Annotated in this window: 29 protein-coding genes, 1 pseudogene and 1 other annotated feature; of the genes and pseudogenes, 4 read left to right on the top strand and 26 right to left on the bottom strand. The window is 42.2% G+C overall.

Annotated elements, in window-relative coordinates:
* Positions 1-244: 244 nt before the first annotated feature.
* Positions 245-433 (bottom strand): helix-turn-helix transcriptional regulator, encoded by a 189-nt coding sequence (locus tag KYJ26_RS24360; RefSeq protein ID WP_219166896.1) that lies wholly within the window; start codon positions 431-433, stop codon positions 245-247.
* A gap of 162 nt (positions 434-595) precedes the next feature.
* Here KYJ26_RS24360 and KYJ26_RS08910 point away from each other — a divergent pair, with 162 nt between their 5' ends.
* Positions 596-967: a helix-turn-helix domain-containing protein gene (locus KYJ26_RS08910; protein WP_219166895.1), complete on the top strand. Its 372-nt coding sequence runs from the start codon at positions 596-598 to the stop codon at positions 965-967.
* 252 nt (positions 968-1,219) lie between these two features.
* The gene (locus KYJ26_RS08905; protein ID WP_219166894.1) at positions 1,220-1,441 is read left to right on the top strand and encodes a helix-turn-helix transcriptional regulator; all 222 of its coding nucleotides are present in this window, start codon (positions 1,220-1,222) and stop codon (positions 1,439-1,441) included.
* A gap of 184 nt (positions 1,442-1,625) precedes the next feature.
* Here KYJ26_RS08905 and KYJ26_RS08900 read toward each other — a convergent pair whose 3' ends face one another.
* Positions 1,626-1,772 (bottom strand): hypothetical protein, encoded by a 147-nt coding sequence (locus KYJ26_RS08900; protein ID WP_219166893.1) that lies wholly within the window; start codon positions 1,770-1,772, stop codon positions 1,626-1,628.
* Between the two features lie 19 nt (positions 1,773-1,791).
* Positions 1,792-2,937 carry an AimR family lysis-lysogeny pheromone receptor gene (locus tag KYJ26_RS08895; RefSeq protein WP_219166892.1) on the bottom strand — a complete coding sequence of 382 codons (1,146 nt, stop codon included), beginning with the start codon at positions 2,935-2,937 and terminating at the stop codon, positions 1,792-1,794.
* 122 nt (positions 2,938-3,059) lie between these two features.
* Between KYJ26_RS08895 and KYJ26_RS08890 the strand changes: the two are divergent.
* Positions 3,060-3,449: pseudogene (locus tag KYJ26_RS08890) on the top strand (sigma-70 family RNA polymerase sigma factor); the annotation flags it as partial.
* A 478-nt stretch (positions 3,450-3,927) separates the two neighbouring features.
* Here the strand turns inward: KYJ26_RS08890 and KYJ26_RS08885 are convergent.
* The 6 genes from KYJ26_RS08885 to KYJ26_RS08860 all read right to left on the bottom strand — a co-directional run bounded on the left by KYJ26_RS08885 (position 3,928) and on the right by KYJ26_RS08860 (position 8,327).
* Positions 3,928-4,068, bottom strand: a complete 141-nt coding sequence (locus KYJ26_RS08885) for a YrzI family small protein (RefSeq protein ID WP_206850137.1) — start codon at positions 4,066-4,068, stop codon at positions 3,928-3,930.
* A 375-nt stretch (positions 4,069-4,443) separates the two neighbouring features.
* On the bottom strand, positions 4,444-4,677 hold the full coding sequence (locus KYJ26_RS08880) for a YrhC family protein (protein ID WP_219166891.1): 234 nt from the start codon (positions 4,675-4,677) through the stop codon (positions 4,444-4,446).
* 102 nt (positions 4,678-4,779) lie between these two features.
* A complete protein-coding gene (locus tag KYJ26_RS08875) occupies positions 4,780-5,916 on the bottom strand; it encodes a bifunctional cystathionine gamma-lyase/homocysteine desulfhydrase (RefSeq protein ID WP_219166890.1) in 1,137 nt (378 codons plus the stop codon).
* 2 nt (positions 5,917-5,918) lie between these two features.
* Positions 5,919-6,842: a PLP-dependent cysteine synthase family protein gene (locus KYJ26_RS08870; protein WP_219166889.1), complete on the bottom strand. Its 924-nt coding sequence runs from the start codon at positions 6,840-6,842 to the stop codon at positions 5,919-5,921.
* Positions 6,843-6,979: 137 nt separating this feature from the next.
* Positions 6,980-7,672 (bottom strand): 5'-methylthioadenosine/S-adenosylhomocysteine nucleosidase, encoded by a 693-nt coding sequence (gene mtnN / locus KYJ26_RS08865; protein WP_219166888.1) that lies wholly within the window; start codon positions 7,670-7,672, stop codon positions 6,980-6,982.
* A 16-nt stretch (positions 7,673-7,688) separates the two neighbouring features.
* Positions 7,689-8,327, bottom strand: coding sequence for a class I SAM-dependent methyltransferase (locus KYJ26_RS08860; protein WP_219166887.1), 639 nt, complete (start codon positions 8,325-8,327; stop codon positions 7,689-7,691).
* Between the two features lie 185 nt (positions 8,328-8,512).
* On the opposite strand from KYJ26_RS08860, the gene KYJ26_RS08855 reads away from it, so the two are divergent.
* Complete coding sequence (locus KYJ26_RS08855; protein ID WP_206850163.1) at positions 8,513-8,719, top strand: DUF2536 family protein; 207 nt, start codon at positions 8,513-8,515, stop codon at positions 8,717-8,719.
* A gap of 285 nt (positions 8,720-9,004) precedes the next feature.
* On the opposite strand, the gene KYJ26_RS08850 is transcribed toward KYJ26_RS08855, so the two are convergent.
* From KYJ26_RS08850 to KYJ26_RS08770, 17 genes are all read right to left on the bottom strand, one after another.
* The gene (locus tag KYJ26_RS08850; RefSeq protein ID WP_219166886.1) at positions 9,005-9,715 is read right to left on the bottom strand and encodes a YrrS family protein; all 711 of its coding nucleotides are present in this window, start codon (positions 9,713-9,715) and stop codon (positions 9,005-9,007) included.
* A gap of 110 nt (positions 9,716-9,825) precedes the next feature.
* Positions 9,826-11,583, bottom strand: coding sequence for a peptidoglycan D,D-transpeptidase FtsI family protein (locus KYJ26_RS08845; protein ID WP_219166885.1), 1,758 nt, complete (start codon positions 11,581-11,583; stop codon positions 9,826-9,828).
* Positions 11,584-11,682: 99 nt separating this feature from the next.
* On the bottom strand, positions 11,683-12,159 hold the full coding sequence (gene greA / locus KYJ26_RS08840) for a transcription elongation factor GreA (protein ID WP_034760526.1): 477 nt from the start codon (positions 12,157-12,159) through the stop codon (positions 11,683-11,685).
* Positions 12,160-12,330: 171 nt separating this feature from the next.
* Positions 12,331-12,966, bottom strand: coding sequence for a uridine kinase (gene udk / locus KYJ26_RS08835; protein ID WP_219166884.1), 636 nt, complete (start codon positions 12,964-12,966; stop codon positions 12,331-12,333).
* A 5-nt stretch (positions 12,967-12,971) separates the two neighbouring features.
* Positions 12,972-14,249, bottom strand: coding sequence for a peptidase U32 family protein (locus KYJ26_RS08830; RefSeq protein WP_219166883.1), 1,278 nt, complete (start codon positions 14,247-14,249; stop codon positions 12,972-12,974).
* Between the two features lie 34 nt (positions 14,250-14,283).
* Positions 14,284-15,213: a peptidase U32 family protein gene (locus KYJ26_RS08825; protein ID WP_219166927.1), complete on the bottom strand. Its 930-nt coding sequence runs from the start codon at positions 15,211-15,213 to the stop codon at positions 14,284-14,286.
* Positions 15,213-15,857: an O-methyltransferase gene (locus KYJ26_RS08820; protein WP_219166882.1), complete on the bottom strand. Its 645-nt coding sequence runs from the start codon at positions 15,855-15,857 to the stop codon at positions 15,213-15,215. The genes KYJ26_RS08825 and KYJ26_RS08820 overlap by 1 nt, the downstream gene beginning before the upstream one ends.
* Before the next feature lie 195 nt (positions 15,858-16,052).
* Positions 16,053-17,195 (bottom strand): endolytic transglycosylase MltG, encoded by a 1,143-nt coding sequence (mltG, locus tag KYJ26_RS08815; protein WP_219166881.1) that lies wholly within the window; start codon positions 17,193-17,195, stop codon positions 16,053-16,055.
* 164 nt (positions 17,196-17,359) lie between these two features.
* Positions 17,360-17,650 carry a DUF1292 domain-containing protein gene (locus KYJ26_RS08810; RefSeq protein ID WP_098439785.1) on the bottom strand — a complete coding sequence of 97 codons (291 nt, stop codon included), beginning with the start codon at positions 17,648-17,650 and terminating at the stop codon, positions 17,360-17,362.
* Between the two features lie 14 nt (positions 17,651-17,664).
* Complete coding sequence (gene ruvX, locus KYJ26_RS08805; protein ID WP_219166880.1) at positions 17,665-18,081, bottom strand: Holliday junction resolvase RuvX; 417 nt, start codon at positions 18,079-18,081, stop codon at positions 17,665-17,667.
* A gap of 3 nt (positions 18,082-18,084) precedes the next feature.
* Positions 18,085-18,351: an IreB family regulatory phosphoprotein gene (locus KYJ26_RS08800; RefSeq protein WP_034757362.1), complete on the bottom strand. Its 267-nt coding sequence runs from the start codon at positions 18,349-18,351 to the stop codon at positions 18,085-18,087.
* A gap of 83 nt (positions 18,352-18,434) precedes the next feature.
* A complete protein-coding gene (alaS, locus tag KYJ26_RS08795; protein ID WP_219166879.1) occupies positions 18,435-21,068 on the bottom strand; it encodes an alanine--tRNA ligase in 2,634 nt (877 codons plus the stop codon).
* Between the two features lie 60 nt (positions 21,069-21,128).
* Positions 21,129-21,345: a binding site (T-box leader), on the bottom strand.
* 74 nt (positions 21,346-21,419) lie between these two features.
* A complete protein-coding gene (locus KYJ26_RS08790; RefSeq protein WP_219166878.1) occupies positions 21,420-22,496 on the bottom strand; it encodes an AI-2E family transporter in 1,077 nt (358 codons plus the stop codon).
* A 326-nt stretch (positions 22,497-22,822) separates the two neighbouring features.
* Complete coding sequence (locus tag KYJ26_RS08785) at positions 22,823-22,963, bottom strand: YrzQ family protein (protein WP_226673210.1); 141 nt, start codon at positions 22,961-22,963, stop codon at positions 22,823-22,825.
* A gap of 6 nt (positions 22,964-22,969) precedes the next feature.
* Complete coding sequence (locus KYJ26_RS08780) at positions 22,970-23,155, bottom strand: hypothetical protein (protein WP_034757353.1); 186 nt, start codon at positions 23,153-23,155, stop codon at positions 22,970-22,972.
* A 191-nt stretch (positions 23,156-23,346) separates the two neighbouring features.
* Complete coding sequence (bioB, locus tag KYJ26_RS08775; RefSeq protein ID WP_219166876.1) at positions 23,347-24,354, bottom strand: biotin synthase BioB; 1,008 nt, start codon at positions 24,352-24,354, stop codon at positions 23,347-23,349.
* A 15-nt stretch (positions 24,355-24,369) separates the two neighbouring features.
* Positions 24,370-24,966 carry a biotin transporter BioY gene (locus tag KYJ26_RS08770; RefSeq protein ID WP_219166875.1) on the bottom strand — a complete coding sequence of 199 codons (597 nt, stop codon included), beginning with the start codon at positions 24,964-24,966 and terminating at the stop codon, positions 24,370-24,372.
* Positions 24,967-25,064 lie beyond the last annotated feature (98 nt).

The following is a 25,064-nucleotide window of genomic DNA, read 5'->3' as shown; positions in this document are numbered from 1 at the left end:
ATATTCATCACACTTTTCTAACGCTTCGTTAGCAACTTCTATCATTTTTTCATTCATTTTATCAGCCAATTTCTTCTGCCTCCTTATGTCACTACATGGGTCTACGACGCTTTAACTCGATTCGACTTCGATATGATCTTACGGGCAAGCAATTGTTGAGTTTGCTCCTTGGCTTGTTGGAAGTATTCTCCCTTTTCAATAATGACTTTCATTGGTTTCCTCCTTTGTAACTTTTAGTTACCAATTAGTTTAAAAAAATATCACTTACATTAACACCTAGCTTGTCGGCAATCTTAGATAGTGTAGGGTAATGAGTGTAGCCTTTGTTGTTTTCAATACGAGAAATGTTCTCTCTAGTGCATCCAATGAGATCCGCTAACTGCTGCTGAGTCATTTTTTTGCTCTCTCTGATGGTTTTCAATTGGCATTTCATTCGAAGGTTTCAACTCCTTTCTGGTAACTTATTGTTACTGTAATTACAAGTTACCATATGTGGTAATTATTAGTCAACACCTTTTTCATATTTTTTTACATTAATTTATTTACTATTATTTATTAAGTGTGTAAAATTAACTACGTAAAGGAGTTGTGAGTTATGAATATAGGGGAAAAAATAAAGAAGCTGCGTTTAGAAAAGAATATAGGTGTGAGAGAACTTGCAGATGATTTAGGTGTATCCCATGCTCATATCTCCAAGTTGGAAAGTGGCAAGTCAGGTGCGTCTGTAGAATTCTTGGAGAAGGTTGCAAAATATTTTCATTTACATATTTCATATTTCTTTATTGATGAAGAAGATCAGGATGAGTTTAAAAAGTCAGAAAAAGATTTATTATTCGAAAGAGATCTTTCACTTGAGAACATCAAGAAAAATTATAATCTTCATATAGATGGCGAACCAGCAACTGATGAAGAAGTTGAGAAGATGCTTGAGTACATTCGATTCATCAGACATACAAATAAAAAGTAGGAAGCTCCTAATCGCAGGAGCTTTTTTTATGATTTTTACTGTTATTTTCGATTAGATTCTCTAGTTTTCTGATCATTTCAGCTACATCGACAGTTTGTTTCATTGTATTGCTCCCCCTCGATTAGAACGTATGTTCTGTTTTTAATTATAATACAACCTTCGGACTAACAAAAGACATTTATTTACACCCACATTAATATTTGTCTAGGTAATACGTAATTATGTTATACTGTATTACGGAGGTGTGATTGGTTGTTCAAAGTCGGTAGATGCTTATTACGCGACCGATTACTTGATGCCGATCTAACTCAAACACAATTGGCTGAGATAACATACATACCGAAATCACAGATATCTGAGTATGTAAACAACAAGCATGTGATGTCGTTGGAATCAGCTAAAATCATCTCTCATGCCCTTAATTGCAACATTGAGGACTTGTATGAATGGGAATCGGTCGCAGATCGCCAGTAAGTTTAGGCGGTCTGTAGTGGAGTTCGATATGTGCGAACAACCGACAATTAGTAACCATTTATTACATTTTTTTCATATACAAATAATACCACAACAGGTTTAATTTAATCCTAGTGTTCTGAAAATTTACACAATAAAAAATTCGAACAAAAAAACGCCTACTCATAAGAGTAAGCGTCATATCTTAAATACCGCCGCCACCTGGATCACCTTTGATTCCGTAAGTTGAATAAAGATTATCGGTGGTAGCCGATTCATTAGTTTGTTTTGCTTCTTGAACACCAACAAGAATGCTGATGGTCAATAAGGATAGTATAAGTATTTTCTTCAATGATGTATCTCCTTTTTGATTAGAATATATTACCCGTTTTATTATACAGAAGTTCTGCGAAAAATCCATAATTTTCATATTTTTTTAATTCATTTTTCGGAAGATTCGCGAAAAAACGATTACCAAGCTTCATGAATTCGACAAACGATAGTGAGAGCACCTGGGGATCATTAAGGACTATCCCTTTATAATACAATTGAAACGGTGTCAGTGGTTCCATCGCTTTTAGAACATTCAACGCTTCTTCTTTATTACCATTCTTCGCATGGAAATGAGCTACTTCTGCCATATCATTGGAGACAATACTTTTATTTTTATTCCAGTGGTTTTTCACAAAAGGAATTTCCTTATTATCTAACTCTTCAGCTAATACAACGTTACCGGTTTCGATAAGCGATCTTTTGTACTTCTTCATATAGTTCATGCAGAGCTGATAATCCTCATAGAAATAAGAAATAGACATTATATAATCAGCATGTATCCTTCTGTACGCTGAAAACTCATTCTTCATAAGTGAAGTAGCAAAAAAACGGGCCTTCTTCACATCGTTTTTATAGTACAAATAGCTTCGAGCAATCAGATCACACGCCCGGGACATGTAGCTCTCCCTGATATATTCCGTTTTAATTTTCCCGACTAATTCATCTAGGTTATAAGACAGCTTGTACACCATCTTATAATCCTTCTTCACGTAGTATAGAGAACAAAGAATAATAACCTTCATTATTTCTGTTTCGTAGCATTTAGGTGTGTACAGATTAACCCTGGCAAGTATCTCTTCTTTATCTACCTTGCCCTCTTGGAAATCCAAATAAATTAAATATATCTCTGCGAAATCTTTATTCTCTCTTCCTAAAACGACATTAACCTCATACAATACCCTTTGAAGATCAAAATAATTGAATGTAGATGCGTACTCCATGGCAGCTCTTAAATTACGTGGACGCAAAAAACAGGGACAGATAGCTTTCATGAATGCTTCTTCATAATCGGGTTTAATGACCCGAACAGCTCTCAAAAGATAAACAAAATCAATGGTCTTTTTCCCTTTGCTCGTAAAGTAAGCAGATAACTGGCTTTTAGGTATTCCTATCGCATCGGCTATCTCCGAAAGAGACATATCTGATTCTGATAAAAGATTTTCAAAGGTGTCTACTACTAACAAATGTATGTTCTCCTTTCAGTCATATCTCTTAAATAATAATGGAGTTGAAACCTTGATACAATACAATTTATTGAGATTGAATATTCTTTTAAGAATAAATTTATTCGCACTATCCTTTTGTAATGAAGAATGAAATCCTCATGCATCTCCGTGCCCTTAAGAAGACCAAGAAAGATGTCTCCCTCCACGATCCCATCGGCCAGGATAAAGAAGGAAATGAAATCAGCTTGATCGATATTTTAAAATCGGAAAGCGATGACGTCATTGATACCATTCAATTGAGCATGGAGCTCGAAAAGGTCAGAAAATACATTTGCGTACTGGACGAGAGGGAAAAGGAAGTAATCGTAGGTCGGTTCGGACTGGATTTAAAAGAAGAGAAGACCCAAAGGGAGATTGCAAAGGAATTGGGAATTTCGAGAAGCTATGTCTCACGGATCGAGAAACGTGCCCTCATGAAGATGTTTCATGAATTTTATCGTGAAGAAAAAGAAAAGCGGAATAAATCCTAATAAAGAAAAGCGGTCCATTGGCCGCTTTTCTTTTCATATTCACTACTCTACGCTTACCTCAGCGGAAATGATCAAACCAATCACAGATGTCAGGATAAGCCCCATTATCATTGAGAACATCGTCATCCCTCTCCCTCATTAAACTGAACTTCTTACTATTAATGTATCACGAAATAACGCATATTCCCCTCCGATTCGTGAACAACTTATTACTAAAGATTGACAGATATGTGACTGGTGATTCCCCTATGACAAAAAAGAGGATACCCCTTTGGGAAGGGCATCCTCTTCATCGTTATTGGCTCACCCGCTTCTTTCTTTTATGGAAGAAAGCCGACCAAAGTACAATATTCAAAAACATGTTTCCACCACCTCCTGTATCGTTAGGCAGTATCCTTCTCTACCCATAGCGCATTCAGCATTTTCACCTGTACATAAATCATCATTCATTCTCCTCTCCATTAGTTGATCTTATGTCTTAGAACAATTGCGACATATAGTGCTGCTTTGTTTTCGTTTCTTCATAACTTTTTGAAACCGTTTCATTATGAGAAGCTTCTTCAAACGATTCTTGCTTCTTATTAAAGGTTACCGTAATAAATAAAAGATTCAGTGTCATACATATCACCCCTTTCACAGTGCCTGCTTATAAGCAGAGCATAATAAAAAGCCACAAAGAGACCGACCCTTGTGGCACAAAAAAGCCACAGGGATCTACATTCTCCCTGTGGCTATCATTTAATGGAATTTAAATTAAGCTAAAGAACTCCCACAAGCGGTCGAATGATGAAAACAATATGAAGTTGTGTCTTTTTTTCCAATTAGCACGAACATTTTCTTCGACCTCCCTTTTGAGATTTTTTCCTTACATTGGTTAGTATATCCAATTCTCACATGAAAGTAAACTCTTTTCTTTATTATTTTTTCTACAAATTTCCACATTCACTAACAAAGTAGAAAAGCGGACCCTCATTTGAGAATCCGCTTTTCTTATCTATTCATCCGCTGACTGCAGATCTTTTTTATATTTGATTGCTTTTGTAAAGAAGTATAGTGACAGCCCGAGTAAAACAACGGTCCCTGTCATGAGGGGGACCATTTTACCTGGTGTGGCCGCTACTGTTGGAATGATGACGCCTAAATACATAAAGACACTAAGTGCAAGTAACGTAAAACCAAATCGCTTGAAGTCAATGATCTTATGTTGAATGGTCTTTTTGTTATCCATTTGCATTCACCTACTTTAGAACTAGTAAACTCTCATTCTATGGTAACATATGAATGCACGGAGTCTGTCATGTAATTGATACCAGTTCTTCCACTGGTTCCTTTACTTGGAAAGGGCGTTGTTGATGTCTTCTATCAAGTCCTCTACATCTTCAAGGCCGACAGAGATCCTAACAAGACCATCAGTGATTCCGAGTTCATTACGACGTTCTGCCGGAATGGAGGCATGAGTCATGCGGGCAGGAACGGAAATAAGACTTTCTACAGCACCAAGGCTTTCTGCCAATGTAAAGAATTTCGTATTGGTTAATAGTCTGTCGGCATTTTCTTCGCTTCCTACATCAAAGGAAACCATGCCACCAAATCCTGATGCCTGCTTTTTAGCAATGGCATGATTCGGATGGGTTTCTAATCCTGGGTAATATACCTTTGATACTTTCGGATGAGAAGAAAGAAACTCGACGATCTTCTTTGTATTTTCTTCATGTTCTTCCATTCGAAGTCCCAATGTTTTGATACCACGAATTAATAACCACGAATCCTGTGGACCGAGAACCCCTCCTGTGGAATTCTGTACAAAGAATAATTCTTCCGCAAGCTCTTGTGAGTTCACCACAACCAGACCTGCCACAACGTCACTGTGTCCGCCGATATATTTTGTAGCACTGTGAAGGACAATGTCGGCTCCCAGGCTGATCGGGTTTTGCCAATATGGAGTGCTGAACGTATTATCTACGATGGTCAATAGATTGTGTTTCTTGGCTAATGAAGCTGCTGCCTCGATATCGGTGATTTTCAATAGTGGATTGGTAGGTGTTTCGATGTATACAGCCTTAGTATTCGATTGAATCGCTTTTTCGATATTGCTGATATCACTTGAATCAACAAATGTGGATTGAATTCCAATGCGGTTTAACACTTTGGTCATGACACGGTACGTGCCACCGTATACATCATCCGTCATCACGATATGATCTCCGCTATTGAACATCATCATGACTGCCGTGATGGCCGCCATTCCTGATCCAAATGCAAATCCTTTCTCTCCGCCTTCCAGATCTTTGATAAGCTCTTCCAAAGCGTGGCGGGTAGGATTTCCTGAACGGGAATATTCGAAGCCTTTATGCTTTCCTACTTCATCCTGCTTATACGTACTCACCTGATAAATGGGAGTAGATACGGCACCAGTTTGAGGATCTGTCGGGATACCACCGTGAATTAATTGTGTTTTCTTTTTCATGATTAGATTCCTCCTTGATATATTTTCTTACTTAAATATCTCTCACTTGAATCCGGGAAAATTGTGACGATATGATGACCCGGTTCAGCCTTTTCTGCTTCCAGTAACGCTGCATGCAGGGCAGCCCCGGAAGAACTGCCTACGAGCAGCCCTTCTAATAATGCAAGTTCCTTTACCCTTGTGAAGGCATCTACATCAGTGACGGTATGGATGCTGTTAAAATAACGTGAATCCATATATTCAGGCAGGAACTCCATCCCGATACCTTCTGTTTTATGAGGTCCTGATTCTCCCCCATTCAGGATTGATCCTTCAGGTTCAACGATCACTGTTTTAATCGTCTCCTTCATCTCTTTAAGATAGCGTGCAGTCCCCATAAAGGTTCCGCCTGTCCCTGCACCGGCGACAAAGGTATGAATGTTTCCGTCCATCTGCTGCCAGATTTCAGGTCCCAACGTTTTGTAATACGTATTCGGATTGGCAACATTTCCAAATTGCTGCGGGGAATACGAGTTAGGGATTTCATTCACCAATTCGGCGGCTTTCGCGATAGCACCCTTCATGCCTTCTTCTGTAGGTGTATGAACGATCGTCGCACCCAGTGCCCTCATAAGCTCCTGCTTTTCCATACTGAATTTTTCCGGAATGCAGAATATGACCTTGTAGCCTGAGTTCACTGCAGCCAATGCCAGGCCGATCCCTGTATTTCCTGCCGTTGGTTCAATGAAGGTCCCCCCGGGCATAATCTTACCGCTCGCGACGGCCGTCTTTAATAACTCCAGTCCCAATCGATCTTTTACGCTGCCTCCAGGGTTAAAAAACTCCAGCTTGGCAAAAAGGCGGACACCTTTCTTCAGCGGGAAATGTGTCAGTTCAACGATCGGTGTATTTCCTATCAGGTCGTGTACACTCTTATAAACGTCCATGTCTTCAATCCCCCTTTAACCAAAAACAGACCCATGTACCAATTCGTTCTCATAACGGTTGAATTAACGGCTCTTGAACACGTCCGGTATCCATCGATGAGGGAAAAGGTGCCTGGGTCAGCTGTATGATCCTTGTATTAAACAGACTTTACAATGCTCATGACCATTTTCGCAGAGTGAAGTGCTGCCTTTTCTAAATATTGATCAAAGGAAACATCCGATTCCTTACCGGCAATATCCGATAGAGATCGAATGATGACAAATGGGACCCCGAATTGATGTGCCACTTGTGCGATGGCTGCCGCTTCCATTTCCACTGCCTGCAGGCCGGTGAACTTATCACGGATCGCTTCCACTCGCTTGGGATCATTCATAAAAGAGTCTCCAGTAGCAATCAAGCCAGAAACCACCTGTACGTCCCCTAACTCCCTCACGCTGTCGATGGCCGTTTGCTTCAACTTCTCGTCTGCCGTAAACGCTGCAGGAAGCTGAGGAACCTGACCATATTCATACCCAAAAGCTGTTACATCCACATCATGATGTCTTACTTCAGTTGAAATGACAACATCACCTACATTTAGCGAAGGATCGAATCCTCCTGCTGACCCAGTGTTGATGATGAAATCCGGTTTGAAGTGCTGCATTAGAACAGCTGTCGACATCGCTGCATTCACTTTTCCGATTCCGGAACGAAGTAAAATCACTTCTTTGTCGTTCATGGTACCACTTGTATATTCACACCCTGCGATCGTTTCTACTGCAGGGCTTGAAATGTTCTCTCTTAATAAGGCTACTTCTTCTTCCATTGCTCCGATGATGGCGATTTTCATTGGTTAATACCTCTTTCTACTTTTTAGTCGCCTCCATGATCCACACGAACGTATTCACTTGATGAAACGCAACTGAAAATCCATTCTGGGTCAATAACTCCCTTAATACATGTAAGGTGGTGTAATATTCCCTTTTTAAATCTTCAGCCAGATTGAAATACTCTTTTTTTAATGCTTGGGATATGGCGGCTTGATAATGCTGATCCGTTTCAAACATTGTATCAGCAAATACTATTTTACCACCTTGTCCTAGAAGCTTTCCATAGATGCTGAAAGCTTTTCCCTTTTCTTTATCGGTTAAATGGTGAAACGCATATGAACTTACGATGGAATCGACATGCCCTTCTAAAGAAAAATCAAGGAAATCGCCATCTCTGAACGTCACATCTTTCCCTAGCTTCTGCATACCGACCGCTCTCATTTCAGGAGACGGTTCATATGGAATGACCTCAAAGCCCGCATCCAGCAATCTCTTCGTAAGATTCCCCGTACCCGGACCAAATTCAACGACTCTGCCTTTGGATCTGGAAACCACTTCATCAAGAATCCTGTCATACTGTTCAAACACTGCTTGGTATTCCACGTCTTTCCCGGTTACTGTATCATCATAGGAATCTGCCCAATCCTGAAACAGATCCAAAAATTCTCTACCCATGGTTAAGCACCTCTGCAACATTAAGTTTATAATTCCTATAAACATACTATGAATTAAAATTAAAACTGTTATTAAATTATCATATTCTCCTGACTTATTCAACAAATTTTATTTGTCAAAAGGGAGAAAGGGCTCTAAAATAAAGGGGCAACCCATCCAGATCAAGGATAAGAAGGAGGTCCCCCATGAATATTTCATTTGATTTAATTGAAGATAAAGTGGAATTTTTTGAAGCAGACAATTTACGGACATTGGAGAAAAAGGTAGATGAACAGATTCAGCATAATAAAGCCATCATGCTCTCGGTCCATCATGTGGATCATGCGGTTTCCATCGATGAGAACGGGAGAAGATTATACAGCGCGATGGTGCATTTTAAAGTAAAGAAATGATTGATGGAAAAAGACCCTTCGAAGTTGGGAGGGCCTTTTTTGTATTTATCGGATAGGAATCATGTGCAGAATATTGAATATTCATCTTGGCTTGGAGGAATCCAGCCGAAATGGTGCTGAATCCAGCGGTTTATGCAAAAAATCTGGCGTAGAACATCCATAATCCAGCCGGTTTCAGTGTAAAACCAGCCGATCCTGCAATGAATCCAGCCGATTACCTTTATTTGTAAAAAATTTACCGATCCAACTACAAAAAAAAGAGAGCCCCTCAGGACCCTCTAATCATCAGTCTTTATCATTTTCCTTTAACTCCTGTACTTTCGTCGGCTGCCATCCTTTTCCGTCGACCCACTGCAGATATACGCGGTAAGGCGTCTTTGTATCTTTGGCTGTCACGGTAGCCATGGATTTCTGTGGTCCGCCGTTTCCTTCCATCCACCAAACGGTCATATTGTCTTCAGAAATGCCCGTTGCATACGATACGGCCTTGATTTTTTCCTGCCAGTCGGTTGTGCCGGTTTCATAGGAAGATACGTGGTCACCGGACTGTTCAGTCCCAATCGGCTTCCAGTCGGGATGAACCATGGTTTTCTCCACATTATCTCCATCGCCTTCCTCGACTTTCATCTTACTGTCGTCCAGAGCGACACTTTCATTATTGTCATCAGAGGTTTCGTCCTTCTTTTGTTCATCCTCTTTCTTTTTGTCATTTTCTTTTTGTTCTTCGTCTGCTTTATCCTCAGTATCGCTATTTTCTTCCATAGACACGGATTTATCGCTGTCTTGTTTTTCTTTTGCGCTTTTATCGCTTTTGGCATCCTTGGTTTCTGAATTCTTCGGAGCGTCCGTCGTCGCTTTTTCATCGCCACCGCCGCCGAATACGATGGTGCCTCCGACAACGACAATCAATAGAAGTACTACTGCAATCATTATGTTTAAAATTTTATTTGTATTCTTTTTGGATCGCTTGTCTAATCGAGATTGGTATTTCGCCATTTTGTTCCCTCCCTATTATCCTACACATTTTAACATGATAAGAGGAAAAGAATAAAGCGAAACATTATCCAGCCGGGCGACAAAGGGAAAAAGGTCACAGAAATACCTTTTTACTGATGATCAAGGCGGTAAATGGCATCGACGCTGTCTTTGAAGATAGGGTAGATCCCCCCTTCGCCGATGGTCACATCCATATTGACGGCAACAAGGGCGTATTTTGGGTTTTCGAAGGGAAAGTAGCCAGCGAACCATTTATTATATAATTCGTTCGCCTTCACCTCTTCTCCCCTGTATTTCCCTGTTTGTGCTGTCCCGGTTTTCCCGGCGATCGTATAAGCGGCGGTCTGCAAGTATGGTGCCGTTCCTACTGGAGAATTGACCACTCCCCTTAAATATTGCTGAAGCTTCATGGCTGTAAAGGGGGTGATTGTCTCTCCCTCGATCTTCTGCTTAGGAAACGAAAACATGGCGGTCCCATTTTGATACTGTACTTCTGATACGGCGCTCACCTGAAACTTCTCTCCGCCCCTCGCAATGGTGGCCATCATATTGGCAATGCCGAGTGGGGTGACGCGGACCTCCTGTTGTCCAATGCCTGTCTGAGAAACAAGTTTAGGTTCACCCCGGTCCCCATCTGACGAGAAGATCCTTCCTTCACTCACCTGGAGCTGAGGAAAGCTTCCGTAATGAAAGACGTCACCTTTCCAGGCAATGTCACCGATCAGCCCAATTTTTCCGGCATATTCATCGAGGATATGATCATCTTTCTCAGTAAGTTCTTTTGCCAGGTCCGCAAACGTCCGGTTACAGCTGACTGCGATGCTTGTTTTGATGTTGATGTTGCCGTGTGGCTTTTCTGCCGGTCGGCCATTGATGCCCTCATCACAAGGAAATAACCTGCGTTCATCCACGATCCCCTCATCCAGGGCCGCAGCAGCCACTACGGTCTTAAATACAGAACCCGGAATCAGCGCTTTCAGCATGTAGTTTGTCGCCCCCCCACTGAAGGGATCCCTGTTCTTCATGGCAGGTTTTGAAACACTGGCGAGTATTTCACTTTTTTCAATATCAAGAAGTAAGAGCCCACCCTTCTCGATATGATATGTATCCGCCACTTCTTCCAGGGCAAGCTGCATCTTCTCATCGATCGTCGTTTTCACGTTCAAAGGGTAAAATGGATTGGCAGGGGCCAGATACTTTACATCTACACCAAATAACGGGCCCCCCCTGGCATCCACATGGTATATCAGCTTTGCCTCTTCTTCCGCAACCAGCCACTCATCGAAGTTCTCTTGAAGTCCTGAGACCCCGATCTGCTGGTTCGCTCCCTTCACTCTGTCTGGATACCGCTTGTGAAATTCCTCTGTGTTTTCTCCCGTGACCCCGATCAGCTGTGAAGCAGGCACAACGTTGCTCTTAAACTTCTTCGTAAGGGCGAACACTCCCTGGATTTTAAAAGAATTGATTTCCTTCACCTGCTCTTCCGAAAGGCTAAATGGCTCTTTTCCACCAAAAACGATCGGTCCTTTTGCTTGCTCCACCTTCGTTTGAATCGTTTCCGGAGGCACGTGGAGGACGGCTGCCACTTTTTCCACCGGCCATTCCATTTGTTTAAGAAAGGGGAATAGAACAAGGACATTTTTTTCTGTAAAGGTCAGGGGGGTTCCGTTCCGATCAAGGAATTCCCCCCTTCCTTCATCGATTACCAATGCTTGCGTCCGTTGAGCGACACTCTCCTCGAGCAGATTGATTTTATGACTGGAATATGATTCTGTCTGGAATAATTGCAATTGCATCAATCTACCTGATAGTGCAAGAAGAGCCAGTAATAATACGATACTGAGAATTCTGATCCGCTTCCGTTTCATTTTGTCACCTCGTCCCCATTGTTGACGAGATTCATATGAAATAATCTTTTTGCACACAAAAAAGAAGAGACTCACATTGTGAGCCCCTTCTTAACAAAATCAGCTTACTTCTACAATCTTAACGCTCATTTCCCCGCCTGGAGTCTGAACATTCACTTCTGCGCCTACTTTATGGCCAAGAAGGCTTTTCGCGATCGGTGAATCATTTGAAATCTTTCCTTCAAATGGATCTGCTTCTGCACTACCGACAATTGTATATGTTTCTTTATCTCCGTCAGGCAGTTCCACGAATGTCACTTTTTTACCTAATTGTACTGTATCTGAATTCATGTCATCTTCTTGAATGATTTTCGCGTTGCGAATCATATTTTCTAATGTGGAAATACGACCTTCGACGAATGCTTGTTCATCTTTTGCTGCGTCGTACTCAGAGTTCTCGGATAAATCTCCGAAGCTACGGGCGATTTTGATGCGCTCAACGACCTCTTTACGTTTAACCGTTTTCAAATTCTCCAGTTCTTTTTCTAACTTTTCTTTACCTTCTGCTGTCATAGGAAATACTTTTTCCGTACTCATGACCCTCTTCACTCCTTTTCTCTCTAAGAGCTTTCCCGTACTCTATATGTAAATGTGCTACGTATGTAAAGGGAGGGAATGGAGGGAGAATCTCTTCTCACTCCATTCCCTGCTTCTTTACAATGTGGGAAAATGTAATCTCGCCTATATGTCTTTATCTATGCTATCGTATTACAAAAATGACTTTTGTTCAAGAATTGTTTGAATTTTTGTTACCATTAAATCGATCGCCACGTGATTATGACCGCCTTCAGGGATGATCACATCGGCATATCTCTTTGTCGGTTCAATGAATTGATTGTGCATCGGACGAACGACTGTAATGTATTGATCGATGACGGAATCGATAGAACGGCCGCGCTCTTTAATATCGCGGAGCATTCTTCTGATGATTCTGAGATCTGCATCTGTATCTACATATAACTTAATATCCATTAAGTTACGCAATCTTTCATCTTCTAATACTAAAATTCCTTCTAAAATAATAACATCCTTCGGTTCAACTAGAATCGTGTCCTCGGAACGGGTGTGCATTTTATAATCATATACCGGTTTATTGACGGATTGATGATCTAACAGGCCGTGCAGATGCTGAATCAATAGATCATTATCAAAGGCTAGCGGATGATCGTAATTCGTTTTCAAACGTTCCTCAAATGGTAGATTGGACTGATCTTTATAATAATAATCCTGTTGCAGCATTAAAATTGAATGACCTTGAAATTGCTCATAAATGGCTTTGGTGACACTTGTTTTACCAGAGCCTGATCCTCCTGCTACACCGATCACAACGGGTTTCTGCTTCATAAGTATTAGGTGTTCTCCTTTCGCATCATGTTATCAGGATATACTCTCTGATGAACCTTGAATTTCACAATTTGTAACGGGTGACGGGCTACTTTGAGTTCATTACCCCGCTCATCCCACATTTCTTCTATTACCTGAGTAAAGTTGGAGATTTCAGGACCGAAAAATTCCACTTCCTGTCCGGTCTTAAAATGGTTCCGTTGCTGCAGTGTGACGATTTGAGTTTCTTCATTGTAGTCTAACACAAGACCGACAAATTCATAATTTGTGTTCTTCTTGTTATGGACCCCGAACATCTGCTCCTTGAATCCAGGTACCCCCTCAAAAAATGCCGGGGCAGTGTCACGATTCGCACATTTCTCCAGCTCCTCCAGCCATTCTTGTTGAATGACGAAGTTGTCTGGATCTTTACAATATTCATCAATCACTTTGCGGTACACACTTACGACAGTGGCCACATAGTGAATGGACTTCATGCGTCCCTCAATCTTCAAACTGTCAATTCCCAATTCGATCATTCCCGGAATGGATTCAACGAGCTTCAAATCTTTCGGGCTCATGGCAAAAGGAGCATCATTTTCATTATAAAGAGGATTCTCTTCTCTGCCGTTCAATTCATATAAATCATAATCCCAGCGGCATGATTGACAGCAGCCTCCGCGGTTAGAATCCCTGGCCGTCATATGGTTACTTAACGTGCAGCGTCCTGAATAAGCAATACACATGGCTCCATGAATAAAGGTTTCAATCTCGATATCCACCTTTTCTTTCATTTCCTGTATTTCTCTTCCACTGGCTTCACGGGCAAGCACAACACGATCAAGCCCTTCTTCTTTCCAAAACTGAACAGCTTTCCAGTTGGAAAGGGACTGCTGTGTGCTTAAGTGCACTTCCACTTTCGGTGCCACTCTCCTGCAAGTCTCAATGATCAGTGGATCCGCTACAATGATTCCAGCCACTCCAGCTTCCTCTAATCCACGGAGATATTCTTCCAGTCCATCCATATTTTCATTATGGGCATAGATATTCGTAGTCACATAAATCTTTGCACCATATTTCTTTGCAAACTCCACGCCTTCTTTCATATCATCAAGTGTGAAATTGCCGGCATTTGAGCGCAAACCATATTCCTGTCCGCCGATATAGACAGCATCTGCCCCATAATGGACAGCAATCTTCAATTTTTCCAGATTTCCGGCAGGAGCCAGTAATTCAGGTTTCTTCACAATGACACGCTTTCCGTCCACCTGTTTCGATATGGGCTTTTTTACAACCGTGGTCATCATAACGCCTCCGTTCTGACATCTTCATGTGTACTTAATACACGGTTTCTTTAAAGAAAAATCCTGTATCCAAGGGACGATTTTCAGGTTGCAGGCTTTTCGCTTCTTCTAAAAACCCGTCTTTCTGATCATCATATTGATCTTCATCATCCGCACACAAATCTATGGCCTTACGATACAGTTTTGTTATCTCAATAATATATTGAGGGGATTTCATCACCCCATCAATTTTGAAGGAATCGACACCTGCTTCCATCATTTCACCAAGTTCATCAATAATGCACATATCGTTTGGGCTCATGATATGCGTGCCGTTTTCGTCTTCAAAGATTGGGTATTTATTATGGCGCTCTTCATCGTGTAAGAACATATTTCGCTGTTCTTTCCGATTCTCGATTTCCATCGTTTTTCCCCGATATTCGAAATAGTTACCGAGCAGTGAACGTTTTGATTGGAACATACAGGTCATTCCGTGGATTTGCACCTCAATTTCGACCTCTGCATTCTCTTTCATCTCCAGAATTGTCTCCATACTCAATTCCCGTGCCAATACAGCACGTTTAGCGCCTTTTCGTCCCCAGTAATTGCATGTGTACCAGTTTGTGGCCGTCGTTTCCGTATTCCAATGAAGCTTCATCTTAGGAGCTACTTCCCGTGCAGCCATCAACACAGCGGGATCACCGAATACGATGCCGTCAGCCCCCGCTTCATCAAGAGCAGCAATATAATTATCCAGTTCTGGAATTTTATCATTATGAAATAGGGCATTCATCGCCACATACACTTTTTTGTTGAGTTTGTGAGCAACTGTTATCGCTTCACTAACGTCTTCCAGTGAAAACTCTCCGGCAAGTCTCAATCCATACTTCTGTTCACCGATCATGAAGGCATCGGCTCCTGCAGCTGCCAATGGTTCAATGTCGGATATGCTTGTAGGGGTTACGAGTAATTCCGGCTTTTTCATCATGAATCACCTCTTTTCTTACTGATGGCGATACCATCACCGACAGGTAAAATAGATGTATCGAATTGTTCATGATTCATCAGCCAGGTATTATAATTCTGCAGCTTCTTCACCATGTTCCGTATTCTTTTCTGCTCAACCTGTTCCTCGGCAACCAGACCTTTGAATAATACGTTATCCGAGTAGACGACCCCGTTCTCTGTAAGCATGGCAGAGTATAGGTCAAAGAACTTCAGGTACTGACCCTTGGCAGCATCTATAAAGATGGCATCAAACGGACCATGCTTTTCCACTTCTTCAGAGAGCTCTAGCGCATCACCGAAAATCGTAACAATTCTATTGCCATCTTTGGATCGGGAGAGGAAACGTTGCGCAGCCTCGAACCGTTCTTCATCCCGTTCAAGGGTGACAACTGTCGTCTCAGGGAGAGCTTCAGCCATCCTAAGGGATGAATATCCTATAGCTGTTCCGATTTCAAGGATGCGCTTTGGCTGTTGGATCCGTAACATGCCCAAGAGCGCTTCGATTCCGACCAGCTCCATGATGGGAACGCCATGAACTTCTGCATATTGTTCCATCTCTGAAATTAAGGCAGGACGTTCTTTTACAATTGATTCTATATAGCCAATCACTTGTTCATTCATATATTAGCCTCACGATCATGATCATAAATGGGTTCGGGAAACGCTTCTTTCTTAGACAACATGAAAAGAAGAAAGCTGCAATGAGCTTTCTACTTCACACGACTATCAAGATAACGCCCGTATATAAAAATAACTTGTACTATTTTACCACATAGAGAAGAGGAAAGCGAATGTTTCTTTCCTCTTCTCCTGAAGCTATTCTTTCTTGTTGGTGATATATTTTGCTTTTTTCTCGTTATGCTCATCCAGAGTTTCGGAGTAATAAACCGAACCATTGGAAGCAGCCAGGAAATAATAATACTCCGTATCCTCCGGCTGCAGGGCTGCTTCAATGGAAGACACACCTGCATTCGCAATTGGTCCAGGCGGCAGCCCCTTCACCTGATACGTGTTGTAAGGTGAATCCACTTCCAAATCCTTGTATACAGTTTTTGCTTTATGCTTCCCAAGTGCATATAGGACCGTTGGATCTGTCTGAAGGGGCATCCCTTCCTCCATGCGATTATAGAAGACGCTTGAAATTTTCCCTCTGTCCGCTTTTTCCGTTGCTTCTTCCTCAATCAGGGAGGAGAGCGTAAGAAGCTCGTGAGGAGTATAATCGTTTGCCGCCATGGCTTCCTGATACTGCGCCAGTACTTCATTCGTTTGCGCGATCATTTTCTTCAGAATGGTGTCTAAAGAAGGCTTCTTTTCATAAAAAGGGTACGTGGCAGGATAAAGATATCCTTCCAACGGACGCTTAATGTCTTTGTTCAGGATTTCATCTGTGATCAATTCCGGATATTCCTCTTTTAATTGCTCGAGCCATTTCTTATCGTTTAATTTCTTTTCAATCTCTTCTTTTTTATATGGGGACTTTTCTGCAATGATCTCTGCGATCTGATCTAATTGTAGCCCCTCTGGAATGGTAATCTTAAACTCTGCTTTCCTCATGACCTTCCCTGTCTTTAAGCTGTTGACAATTTCATTCAAGGTCATCGAAGGCGTCAAATCATATGAACCTGCCTGGAATCCTGCCTCATTGTTGAATTTCACATAATACTTAAAGACCGTTGAATTCTTTACAATTCCTTTATCCTCCAAGATACTACCAATACTAGTCACACCGGAGCCGATGGGTATATCCACTTTTACGGGCTTTGTATTTTCAGGGTCAACCGGTTTCAAGGCGGAATTCACATACAGGTATCCACCGATTGCCGTTCCCCCTATGACAATGACAAGACATAGGATGACAAGACCTACTATTTTTCTGATGACCTTTGCCTCCTCTTGTCTTTCAAGCAATTTCTTCATAAGTGTCTCTTTTATCTTTTTCTTTTCTTCCAAAGCTTTCATTTCCCCCTTTCGAGCAAAAAAGCGGGCTATCCGTTTTGCGCAATTCGACATCATCTCCACTATTATACAATATTTCGCACAAAGTGAAACAGGGACCTGCAAAAAGGGTGAATTTTTTGTCCCTTTTTGCGGTCCCTGTCTTTATATTATGCTATATCTTCTGCTTATTCAGCGTCTTCTTCTTCGTCAAGGAAAGTGTTTAACATTTCTTCGATCATGTCCCACTCTTCTTCTGTTTCAATCGGCTTTAATTCGCCTTCCTGACCTTCGTCTCCAGCCATGAATGCAGATGCATGAATTTCGATTTCTTCTTCATCGTTCTCATCTGCTCCAAGTGGATAATAAAGAACATAAGATTTATTGAATTTATCTGATTCAAATGTGAAAAGGACCTCGCATAATTGCTCATTTCCTTGTTCGTCAACTACTGTAATTTGTTTTTCTCCGTGTTCCATGAACATTCACCTCATTATTTTTGGCTGTCTAAGTATCCTTGAAGGATCATCATTGCAGCCATTTTATCGATTACTTTCTTACGCTTCTTCCTGCTTACATCGGCTTCTAAAAGGACTCTCTCAGCAGCCATCGTGCTTAGTCTTTCATCCCAATATTTAATGGGAAGGGATAACTCCTGTTGAATCAATTCCCCATAAGCTTTAGACGCTTCCCCACGTGGACCGATTGTGTTATTCATGTTTTTAGGCAATCCGACCACAACGGTACCCACCTGGTATTCTTCGGCAAGTTCCTTTATTCGATCCATCCGGAACACACCGTGATCTTCGTCGATTTTTATGGTTTCAATTCCTTGAGCTGTCCAGCCAAGCTCATCGCTGATGGCGACTCCGACTGTTTTAGAACCAACGTCTAAACCCATTACACGCATCTATTATCCCTCTTTGTGCTGTTTCAAATACGATTTGACTAATTCTTCGATGATCTCATCACGTTCCAAACGGCGGATGATATTTCTGGCATCTTGATGTCTGGGAATGTAAGCCGGATCTCCAGATAATAAGTATCCTACGATTTGATTGATCGGATTGTACCCTTTTTCCTGCAGAGCATCATGAACCTGTAAGAGCACTTCCTTCACATCATGTTCGAACGGCTCCTCTGAAAAATCAAACCGCATCGTTTTGTCAAAAGAACTCATTTTTAGCACCTCTCTTTAGGCTTGTCTTTTTGACAACCGAATTGTTAATCGTTACCTACATTGTACACCACTTTCACCCGGAGTTAAACGGATTTGACCCATTCTTCTACAAATTGAAGGGCTTCTTCCACTTTTTCAGGGTTTTTCCCTCCAGCCTGCGCCATGTCCGGACGGCCTCCACCGCCTCCGCCACAGCGTGTAGCGACTTCTTTGACCAATTTTCCTGCATGATATCCTTTTTCGACTAAATCACTAGTAACTCCTGCAATGATGGTCACTTTATCTTCTCCAGTTGTTGCCAGTACAATAACCCCGGATCCAAGTTTCTGTTTAAGTTCATCCATCATCGTGCGAAGTCCGTTGCTGTCCCCGGCTGCAACCTTCGCAGAAAGGACGTTCACCCCATCAATGACCTTCACTTGATCCGTTAAGCTTCCTGCTTCTATGTTAGACAACTTTGCAGCTAATGATTCATTTTCACGTTGAAGCTCTTTCATCTCAACTAACAATGAATCAACCCGGCTGACAACTTCTTTAGGATTTGATTTGAGTTTACCAGCCACTTCTTTCAGCTGGGAAACCTGATCATTCAGAACTTTGTACGCATTCTCTGCCGTAACCGCTTCAATCCTTCTTGTACCTGCACCGATCCCGCTTTCAGAAAGGATCTTGAAGAGCCCGATCTCAGACGTATTGGATACATGACAGCCTCCGCATAGCTCTAAACTGTAATCTCCAATCGATACGACACGAACTTCTGAACCGTATTTCTCCCCGAATAATGCCATGGCACCCATCGCTTTTGCTTCGGATAACGATTTAAGGGCCGTGTCCACCGTCATCGCTTTCCATACTTTCTCATTGACGATCGTTTCGATCTGTTCGATTTCTTCCGGTGAAACAGAACCGAAATGGGAGAAGTCAAAACGCAGGCGATCAGGTTCTACAAGTGAACCCGCCTGGTTAACATGATCCCCAAGGACATCTTTCAAAGCTTGATGAAGGATGTGAGTCGCTGTATGGTTTTTCTCGACCTTGGTTCTCGATTCACGGGACACTTTAGCGAGGACCTTCGCATCTTGCTCGAGCGTCCCCTCCTCTACGACTGCTGTATGAAGGTTTTGGCCATTAGGCGCTTTCTTCACGGTCTTTACCCATACTTTTACGCCTTCTGCTTCAATGTATCCTTTATCCCCGATTTGTCCGCCGCTCTCTGCATAAAATGGAGTCTGATCCAGGATGAATTGGCATTCCTGCCCTTTATCAACTTTCGGCTGGCGTTCATTATCCACCAATAATTCAAGAATCGTTGCCGTGCTTTCTAATGTGTCATATCCCACAAAGCGGCTTTCCACTGTAATATCACTAAGGATTCCACCCTGCACCTGCATGCTTCCTACATCCTGGCGTGCAGATCTCGCTCTTTCTCGCTGACCTTCCATTTCTCTTTCAAAGCCCTCATAATCAACTGTCAATCCTTCTTCTTCTGCATACTCTTCCGTCAATTCAACCGGGAAACCGTATGTGTCATAGAGTCGGAAAACATCTTCACCAGGAATGACAGTGCTTCCTGCAGATTTCTGAGTTTTGATGATGGATGAAAGGATGGATAGACCTTCATTTAGAGTTTCATGGAAACGATCTTCTTCATTTTTCACTACTTTTTGAATGAATTCGGCTTTTTGCTTTACTTCCGGATAGAAATCCACCATGATTTCAGAAACGACAGGAACCAATTCGTACATGAATGGACGATTGATTTCAATCTGCTTGGCAAAACGTACTGCACGGCGAAGCAGTCTGCGTAATACATAGCCTCGACCTTCATTTGATGGAAGAGCTCCATCACCAATCGCGAAGGAAACCGTTCTGATATGATCGGCAATCACTTTGAACGCCACATCGGTTTCACTGTCTTTACCGTATGATTTGCCTGAGATTTCTTCCGTTGCTGCCATGATCGGCATAAATAAGTCAGTGTCAAAGTTCGTCGGTACTTCCTGAACTACACACGCCATACGCTCAAGTCCCATCCCTGTATCGATGTTCTTCTTGGGAAGTGGTGTATATGTTCCATCAGGATTATGATTGAATTGTGAAAATACAAGATTCCATACTTCAAGGTAACGGTCATTTTCCCCGCCTGGATACAATTCCGGATCTTCCGGATTGTCTCCATATTCGGGTCCGCGATCGTAGAAGATTTCTGTATTCGGGCCACTTGGACCTTCCCCGATATCCCAGAAGTTCCCTTCGATGCGGATGATGCGCTCAGCGGGTACGCCCACTTTTTTGTTCCAAACATCAAATGCTTCATGATCTTCAGGGTGGATGGTGACGGAAAGTTTTTCAGGATCAAAGCCAACCCACTTTTCATCCGTGAGGAATTCCCATGCCCATTCAATTGCTTCTACCTTAAAGTAATCACCGATCGAGAAGTTCCCTAGCATCTCGAAGAATGTATGATGTCGTGCTGTCTTACCAACATTCTCAATGTCATTGGTACGGATCGATTTCTGGGCATTCACGATTCGTGGATTTTGAGGGATCACACGTCCATCAAAATATTTCTTTAATGTCGCTACCCCGCTATTGATCCATAATAGGGATGGATCTTCATGGGGAACCAATGAGGCACTCGGTTCTACACCGTGTCCCTTTTCCTGAAAGAAATCTAAAAACTTCTGACGAATTTCTGCGCCTGTTAATTTGTTCATGTGAAACTTCCTCCTTTATATGTATGGTTAAAAAAGAATACAAAAAAGCCCTCATCCCTAAACAGGGACGAGAGCTGTTTCTCGCGGTACCACCCTGGTTATGAATAAACATACGTTTATCCATCCCTCAAAACACCTTAACGCGGCTGGACGGCAGGCTTTACCTGCACTCAGGATTAGCATTCCGTTATCCTTCATCTGAATTCCCTTGCAGCCTATAGGGGATTTCTCTCTGATAGATGGACTATAACGTACTCGGGTCCTTCACTGATTTTATTTATTAGAATACTTGTATATGTTGGATTATAGAAATATTCATTGTATTTGTCAATGACCATTGCCACTTTTCAGCTATTCATCGATCTTTGTATGAAGAAAATGGGTCCTTCCGTGTAAAATGGCCACTTTAATGACGGCAAGAAAGGGCACTGCTACAATCATGCCGATCACACCGCCTACCTCGCCTCCCAGGATTAAAGCACCCATGATGAATAAAGGGTGCATATGAAGACTTTTACCGACGATGAGTGGTGATAGAATGTTCCCCTCCAAGAACTGCAGGACCACCACCATAATGACAACATAGATCACCATATTCGTGGAGATCGTACTTGCGATGATGGCTGCCGGAACAGCCCCGATGATCGGGCCGAAATACGGGATCACGTTCGTCACACCAATGATCAAGCCAAGAATCAAGGGATACTTCATCCCGATCAGCCACAAAGTGACAGCTGAAATTCCGCCAATGATCAAGCAAACCAGAAGCTGTCCCCTGATATAGCCACCAAGGGACTCATCCACGTCTCTTAAAAATGAAATGGCACTTTGCCTCCATTTTTTTGGAGTGAGCTGCCACATAAATGTCTTTACCTTTGTGATATCTTTCAATAGGTAGAAAGATACGAAGGGAATGATGGCAACGATAAGCAGGCTGTTCATGAATTTCATGACGGTCGCCAGAACAACGGCCACAAGACCCGTCACCCAGGCCTCAAGGCCATCGATTCGTTTCTCGAGCTGTGACTGGATCCCGTCCGGCCAAGTTGCCGTTTCACTCTGAACAATCTTAAGCCACCCCTGATACTGCTTCGTGAAAACGGGGGCATTCTCCGATAAATCCCTCAGCTGATGGATGATGGCAGGGGTCCCTTTGTAAATGGCATAGCCCAATCCCCCAAAGAAGAGGAGATAGATGAAGAGGATAGCGATTCCCCTATGAATGCCAGCCTCATGAAGTTTTTCCACTACCGGATGAAGCAGGTAGGCGATGAACCCTCCTATGACGAAAGGAAGCAGGGAAAAGAATAAGACCTCCAGTACGGGATGCCACACCGGCTTCAATAAATACAGAACATAAAGGAATAGTGCAAGAATAAGGGCCATTGAAAGCCTGTATATCCACTTGGCATAGAGTCTCTTCTCCATCAGGGGCACCTCCTACTTTTCTTCTCTATTGTTTGAAAATAGGAGGTGGTTTTATTCAGAAAATGATATATTTGGTATGTTTAATCGCTGTATTTCGAAAACATGGAACGTAAGAAAGGATTCATTCCTTTTTTAGGAATGGGGAGGAGGGATATACTTCGTTCTGGAGTTTATTGCGTCAATATTGGGTATGATTGCGTCATTTTATTTTTATTCGCGTCAAAAACAATCGTAATTGCGTCATTTATTCTTATATTACGTTAATTACCAATTATTCCCTCCAAAAAAAAAAAAGACTGACCCTCAAAGGTCAGCCTCTCTTTAGCTTAAAAAAGTTTCTTTACTTGTTTACGGATTCGTTTCATTTGTTTCTGGCTCATCATATTGGATCTTTGCGAATAAATGGAAGCCGCAACTCCTGCTCCGAAACCGACAATGGATGCAAATGTTTTATTCAAGAAAGACACCTCTTCCTAGCTTAATCGGCGTTCTTCCTCATCAAACAAGTCATCTAAGGAGCTGAGTGATCCATCTTCCTCCACTTGGTGGGTATGAATGACTCCCTTAGATAAGGAAAGCTCTATATAACATCCCCAACAATAATATTGGTTGATGCCGATCTTTCCGATATCTTTGCTCTGACAATTTGGACACTTCATGGGTACGTTCACCTCAGGCTACACCAGAAATGGTGATTATTCCCTACCATCATGTCCGATTCATGCCTGTTTTATACTTGTTTAATGGGAAGAGACGCACAAACGGTGAATCACCGTTCTTATATAGTGTAGGTCATTTTCCCGAAAACATAAGACGAAACCTTTTCCATAGCATCCATTGAATATTTCTCTTATGATAAAGTGAGCGTTTGTCCGCTCCCTTCTTTTACATAATCGATTTCAAATCCTAAATCTTCAAGCATCTGGTGATCGGCCGTCCCTTCCTGTCCTGCCGTCGTCAAGTAATCCCCCACAAAAATCGAATTAGCGGGATAAAGACCAAACGGCTGCAAGCTGCGAAGGTTCACTTCACGTCCTCCTGAAATCCGGATTTCCTTTGTCGGGTTGATGAAACGCATTAAACAAAGCACCTTTAAACAATAACGAGGGTTTAGCTCATTTGTCCCTTCAAGAGGCGTACCATCAATGGCATGTAAGAAATTGACCGGTATCGAGTCGGCGTCGAGGACCTTTAAGCTGTTTGCCATGTCCACCACATCCTGGAGCGTTTCTTTCATACCGACGATAATGCCTGAGCATGGTGATATCCCTTGTGCCTTAGCCTGTTCCACTGTATTGATCCTGTCTTCGTATGTATGGGATGTGGTGATGTTTTCATGGTGGTTACTGGATGTGTTGATGTTATGGTTATAACGATCCACTCCCGCTTCTTTTAAACGTTTTGCCTGATCTCCTTTTAGTAATCCGAGACATGCGCACACTTTCAAATTATACTGATCCTTAATTTCTTTTACCGCTGAAACGACATGGTCCACTTCCCGATTGCTCGGGCCTCGTCCACTCGCTACGATGCAATAGGTGCCGACATTCAGCTTATGTGCATTTTCGGCTCCCTTCATGATCGTGTCTTTATCGACCATGCGGTACTTTTCGATCGGTGCATCAGACACACTCGACTGTGAACAGTACCCGCAATTTTCAGGACACAGTCCCGATTTGGTGTTGATGATCATATTTAATTTGACCTTATTGCCGTAATAATGTTTTCGAATCTGGTAGGCTCCGTGCAATAACTCTAAGAGTTCTTCATCCGGACTTTCCAAAATCGATAATGCTTCTTCGTTTGTTAGTTCCGCTCCCCCAATGACCTCTCCGGCAAGCTCCTTCCACGTTTTCATCTCGTTTCCTCCCCTTTATGCTGCTCGATTTAAGTTTCTGAATGCACTCTTTGAAAGTACCGATTTCTCCAGTCGATGAGCCATCATACCAGCACAGACAGCTAAAATGATGTCTTTAGGCAGCGGCACGACCATCCATGCCCATGCTAATTTATAGGTGAAGCCTTCCGGGGCTTGTGCCCACAACTTATACGCTGCGTACATCCAGTTCGTGCCGAACACATAATTGACTATCATGCCGACTATTGCAGCGAAGATATAGGTCTTGACCCCTTTGTGTTTTTCTACGATTTTCCCCGTAATGTAAGCTGTAAAAATAAATGAAACGATAAATCCGAAAGTAGGGCTCACAATAGAAGATAAACCTGCCCCGAATCTTGCAAAAACAGGAACACCCACTAATCCCACCAGTGCGTACACTGTCATGGATATGGCCCCGACCCTGCTTCCAAGAATGGCTCCTGCTAAAATGGCGAAAAACGTTTGTAATGTAATGGGTACACCGCCCACTACCATAAAAGGTGCGAATGTCGTGATGTTTGCACCTATCGCCATAAGTGCAACAAACATTCCTGCGAGTGTAAGATCGATCGTTCGTAATTTTCTGTTCATCTGTCTTCCCCCATCTGTCGTTTCTTGTACAAGATAAGGATATCGCTTAAAATGATTATATGTCAACTCAAATATTATTTAAGTTAACATAAATAGCT

The sequence above is a fragment of the Rossellomorea orangium genome, assembly GCF_019334305.1.
Lineage (GTDB): Bacteria > Bacillota > Bacilli > Bacillales > Bacillaceae_B > Rossellomorea.
The sequence above is the reverse complement of the archived record's forward strand: the minus strand, read 5'-3'. Positions and strand labels throughout refer to the sequence as shown.

Bases quoted from the DNA above. Each gene is read 5' to 3' on its own strand.
- mtnN (WP_219166888.1), bottom strand. From the start codon at position 7,672: ATGAAAATCGCCATCATCGGAGCAATGGAAGAAGAAGTAGCCTTATTA.
- KYJ26_RS08880 (WP_219166891.1), bottom strand. From the start codon at position 4,677: ATGGATAACAAAAAGACCATTCAACATAAGATCATTGACTTCAAGCGA.
- KYJ26_RS08820 (WP_219166882.1), bottom strand. From the start codon at position 15,857: ATGAATGAACAAGTGATTGGCTATATAGAATCAATTGTAAAAGAACGT.
- KYJ26_RS08825 (WP_219166927.1), bottom strand. From the start codon at position 15,213: ATGAAAAAGCCGGAATTACTCGTAACCCCTACAAGCATATCCGACATT.
- KYJ26_RS08810 (WP_098439785.1), bottom strand. From the start codon at position 17,650: ATGGAACACGGAGAAAAACAAATTACAGTAGTTGACGAACAAGGAAAT.
- KYJ26_RS08860 (WP_219166887.1), bottom strand. From the start codon at position 8,327: ATGGGTAGAGAATTTTTGGATCTGTTTCAGGATTGGGCAGATTCCTAT.
- KYJ26_RS08875 (WP_219166890.1), bottom strand. From the start codon at position 5,916: ATGAAAAAGAAAACACAATTAATTCACGGTGGTATCCCGACAGATCCT.
- greA (WP_034760526.1), bottom strand. From the start codon at position 12,159: ATGAGTACGGAAAAAGTATTTCCTATGACAGCAGAAGGTAAAGAAAAG.
- KYJ26_RS24360 (WP_219166896.1), bottom strand. From the start codon at position 433: ATGAAATGCCAATTGAAAACCATCAGAGAGAGCAAAAAAATGACTCAG.
- ruvX (WP_219166880.1), bottom strand. From the start codon at position 18,081: ATGCGTGTAATGGGTTTAGACGTTGGTTCTAAAACAGTCGGAGTCGCC.
- KYJ26_RS08870 (WP_219166889.1), bottom strand. From the start codon at position 6,842: ATGGACGTTTATAAGAGTGTACACGACCTGATAGGAAATACACCGATC.
- KYJ26_RS08770 (WP_219166875.1), bottom strand. From the start codon at position 24,966: ATGAACAGAAAATTACGAACGATCGATCTTACACTCGCAGGAATGTTT.
- bioB (WP_219166876.1), bottom strand. From the start codon at position 24,354: ATGAAAACGTGGAAGGAGCTTGCCGGAGAGGTCATTGGGGGAGCGGAA.
- mltG (WP_219166881.1), bottom strand. From the start codon at position 17,195: ATGAAAGCTTTGGAAGAAAAGAAAAAGATAAAAGAGACACTTATGAAG.
- KYJ26_RS08800 (WP_034757362.1), bottom strand. From the start codon at position 18,351: ATGAGTTCTTTTGACAAAACGATGCGGTTTGATTTTTCAGAGGAGCCG.
- KYJ26_RS08830 (WP_219166883.1), bottom strand. From the start codon at position 14,249: ATGACCACGGTTGTAAAAAAGCCCATATCGAAACAGGTGGACGGAAAG.
- KYJ26_RS08780 (WP_034757353.1), bottom strand. From the start codon at position 23,155: ATGAAGTGTCCAAATTGTCAGAGCAAAGATATCGGAAAGATCGGCATC.
- KYJ26_RS08850 (WP_219166886.1), bottom strand. From the start codon at position 9,715: ATGGCGAAATACCAATCTCGATTAGACAAGCGATCCAAAAAGAATACA.
- KYJ26_RS08790 (WP_219166878.1), bottom strand. From the start codon at position 22,496: ATGGAGAAGAGACTCTATGCCAAGTGGATATACAGGCTTTCAATGGCC.
- KYJ26_RS08845 (WP_219166885.1), bottom strand. From the start codon at position 11,583: ATGAAACGGAAGCGGATCAGAATTCTCAGTATCGTATTATTACTGGCT.
- KYJ26_RS08885 (WP_206850137.1), bottom strand. From the start codon at position 4,068: ATGACACTGAATCTTTTATTTATTACGGTAACCTTTAATAAGAAGCAA.
- KYJ26_RS08910 (WP_219166895.1), top strand. From the start codon at position 596: ATGAATATAGGGGAAAAAATAAAGAAGCTGCGTTTAGAAAAGAATATA.
- alaS (WP_219166879.1), bottom strand. From the start codon at position 21,068: ATGAACAAATTAACAGGCGCAGAAATTCGTCAGAAGTTTTTAGATTTC.
- KYJ26_RS08855 (WP_206850163.1), top strand. From the start codon at position 8,513: ATGAATATTTCATTTGATTTAATTGAAGATAAAGTGGAATTTTTTGAA.
- udk (WP_219166884.1), bottom strand. From the start codon at position 12,966: ATGAAGCAGAAACCCGTTGTGATCGGTGTAGCAGGAGGATCAGGCTCT.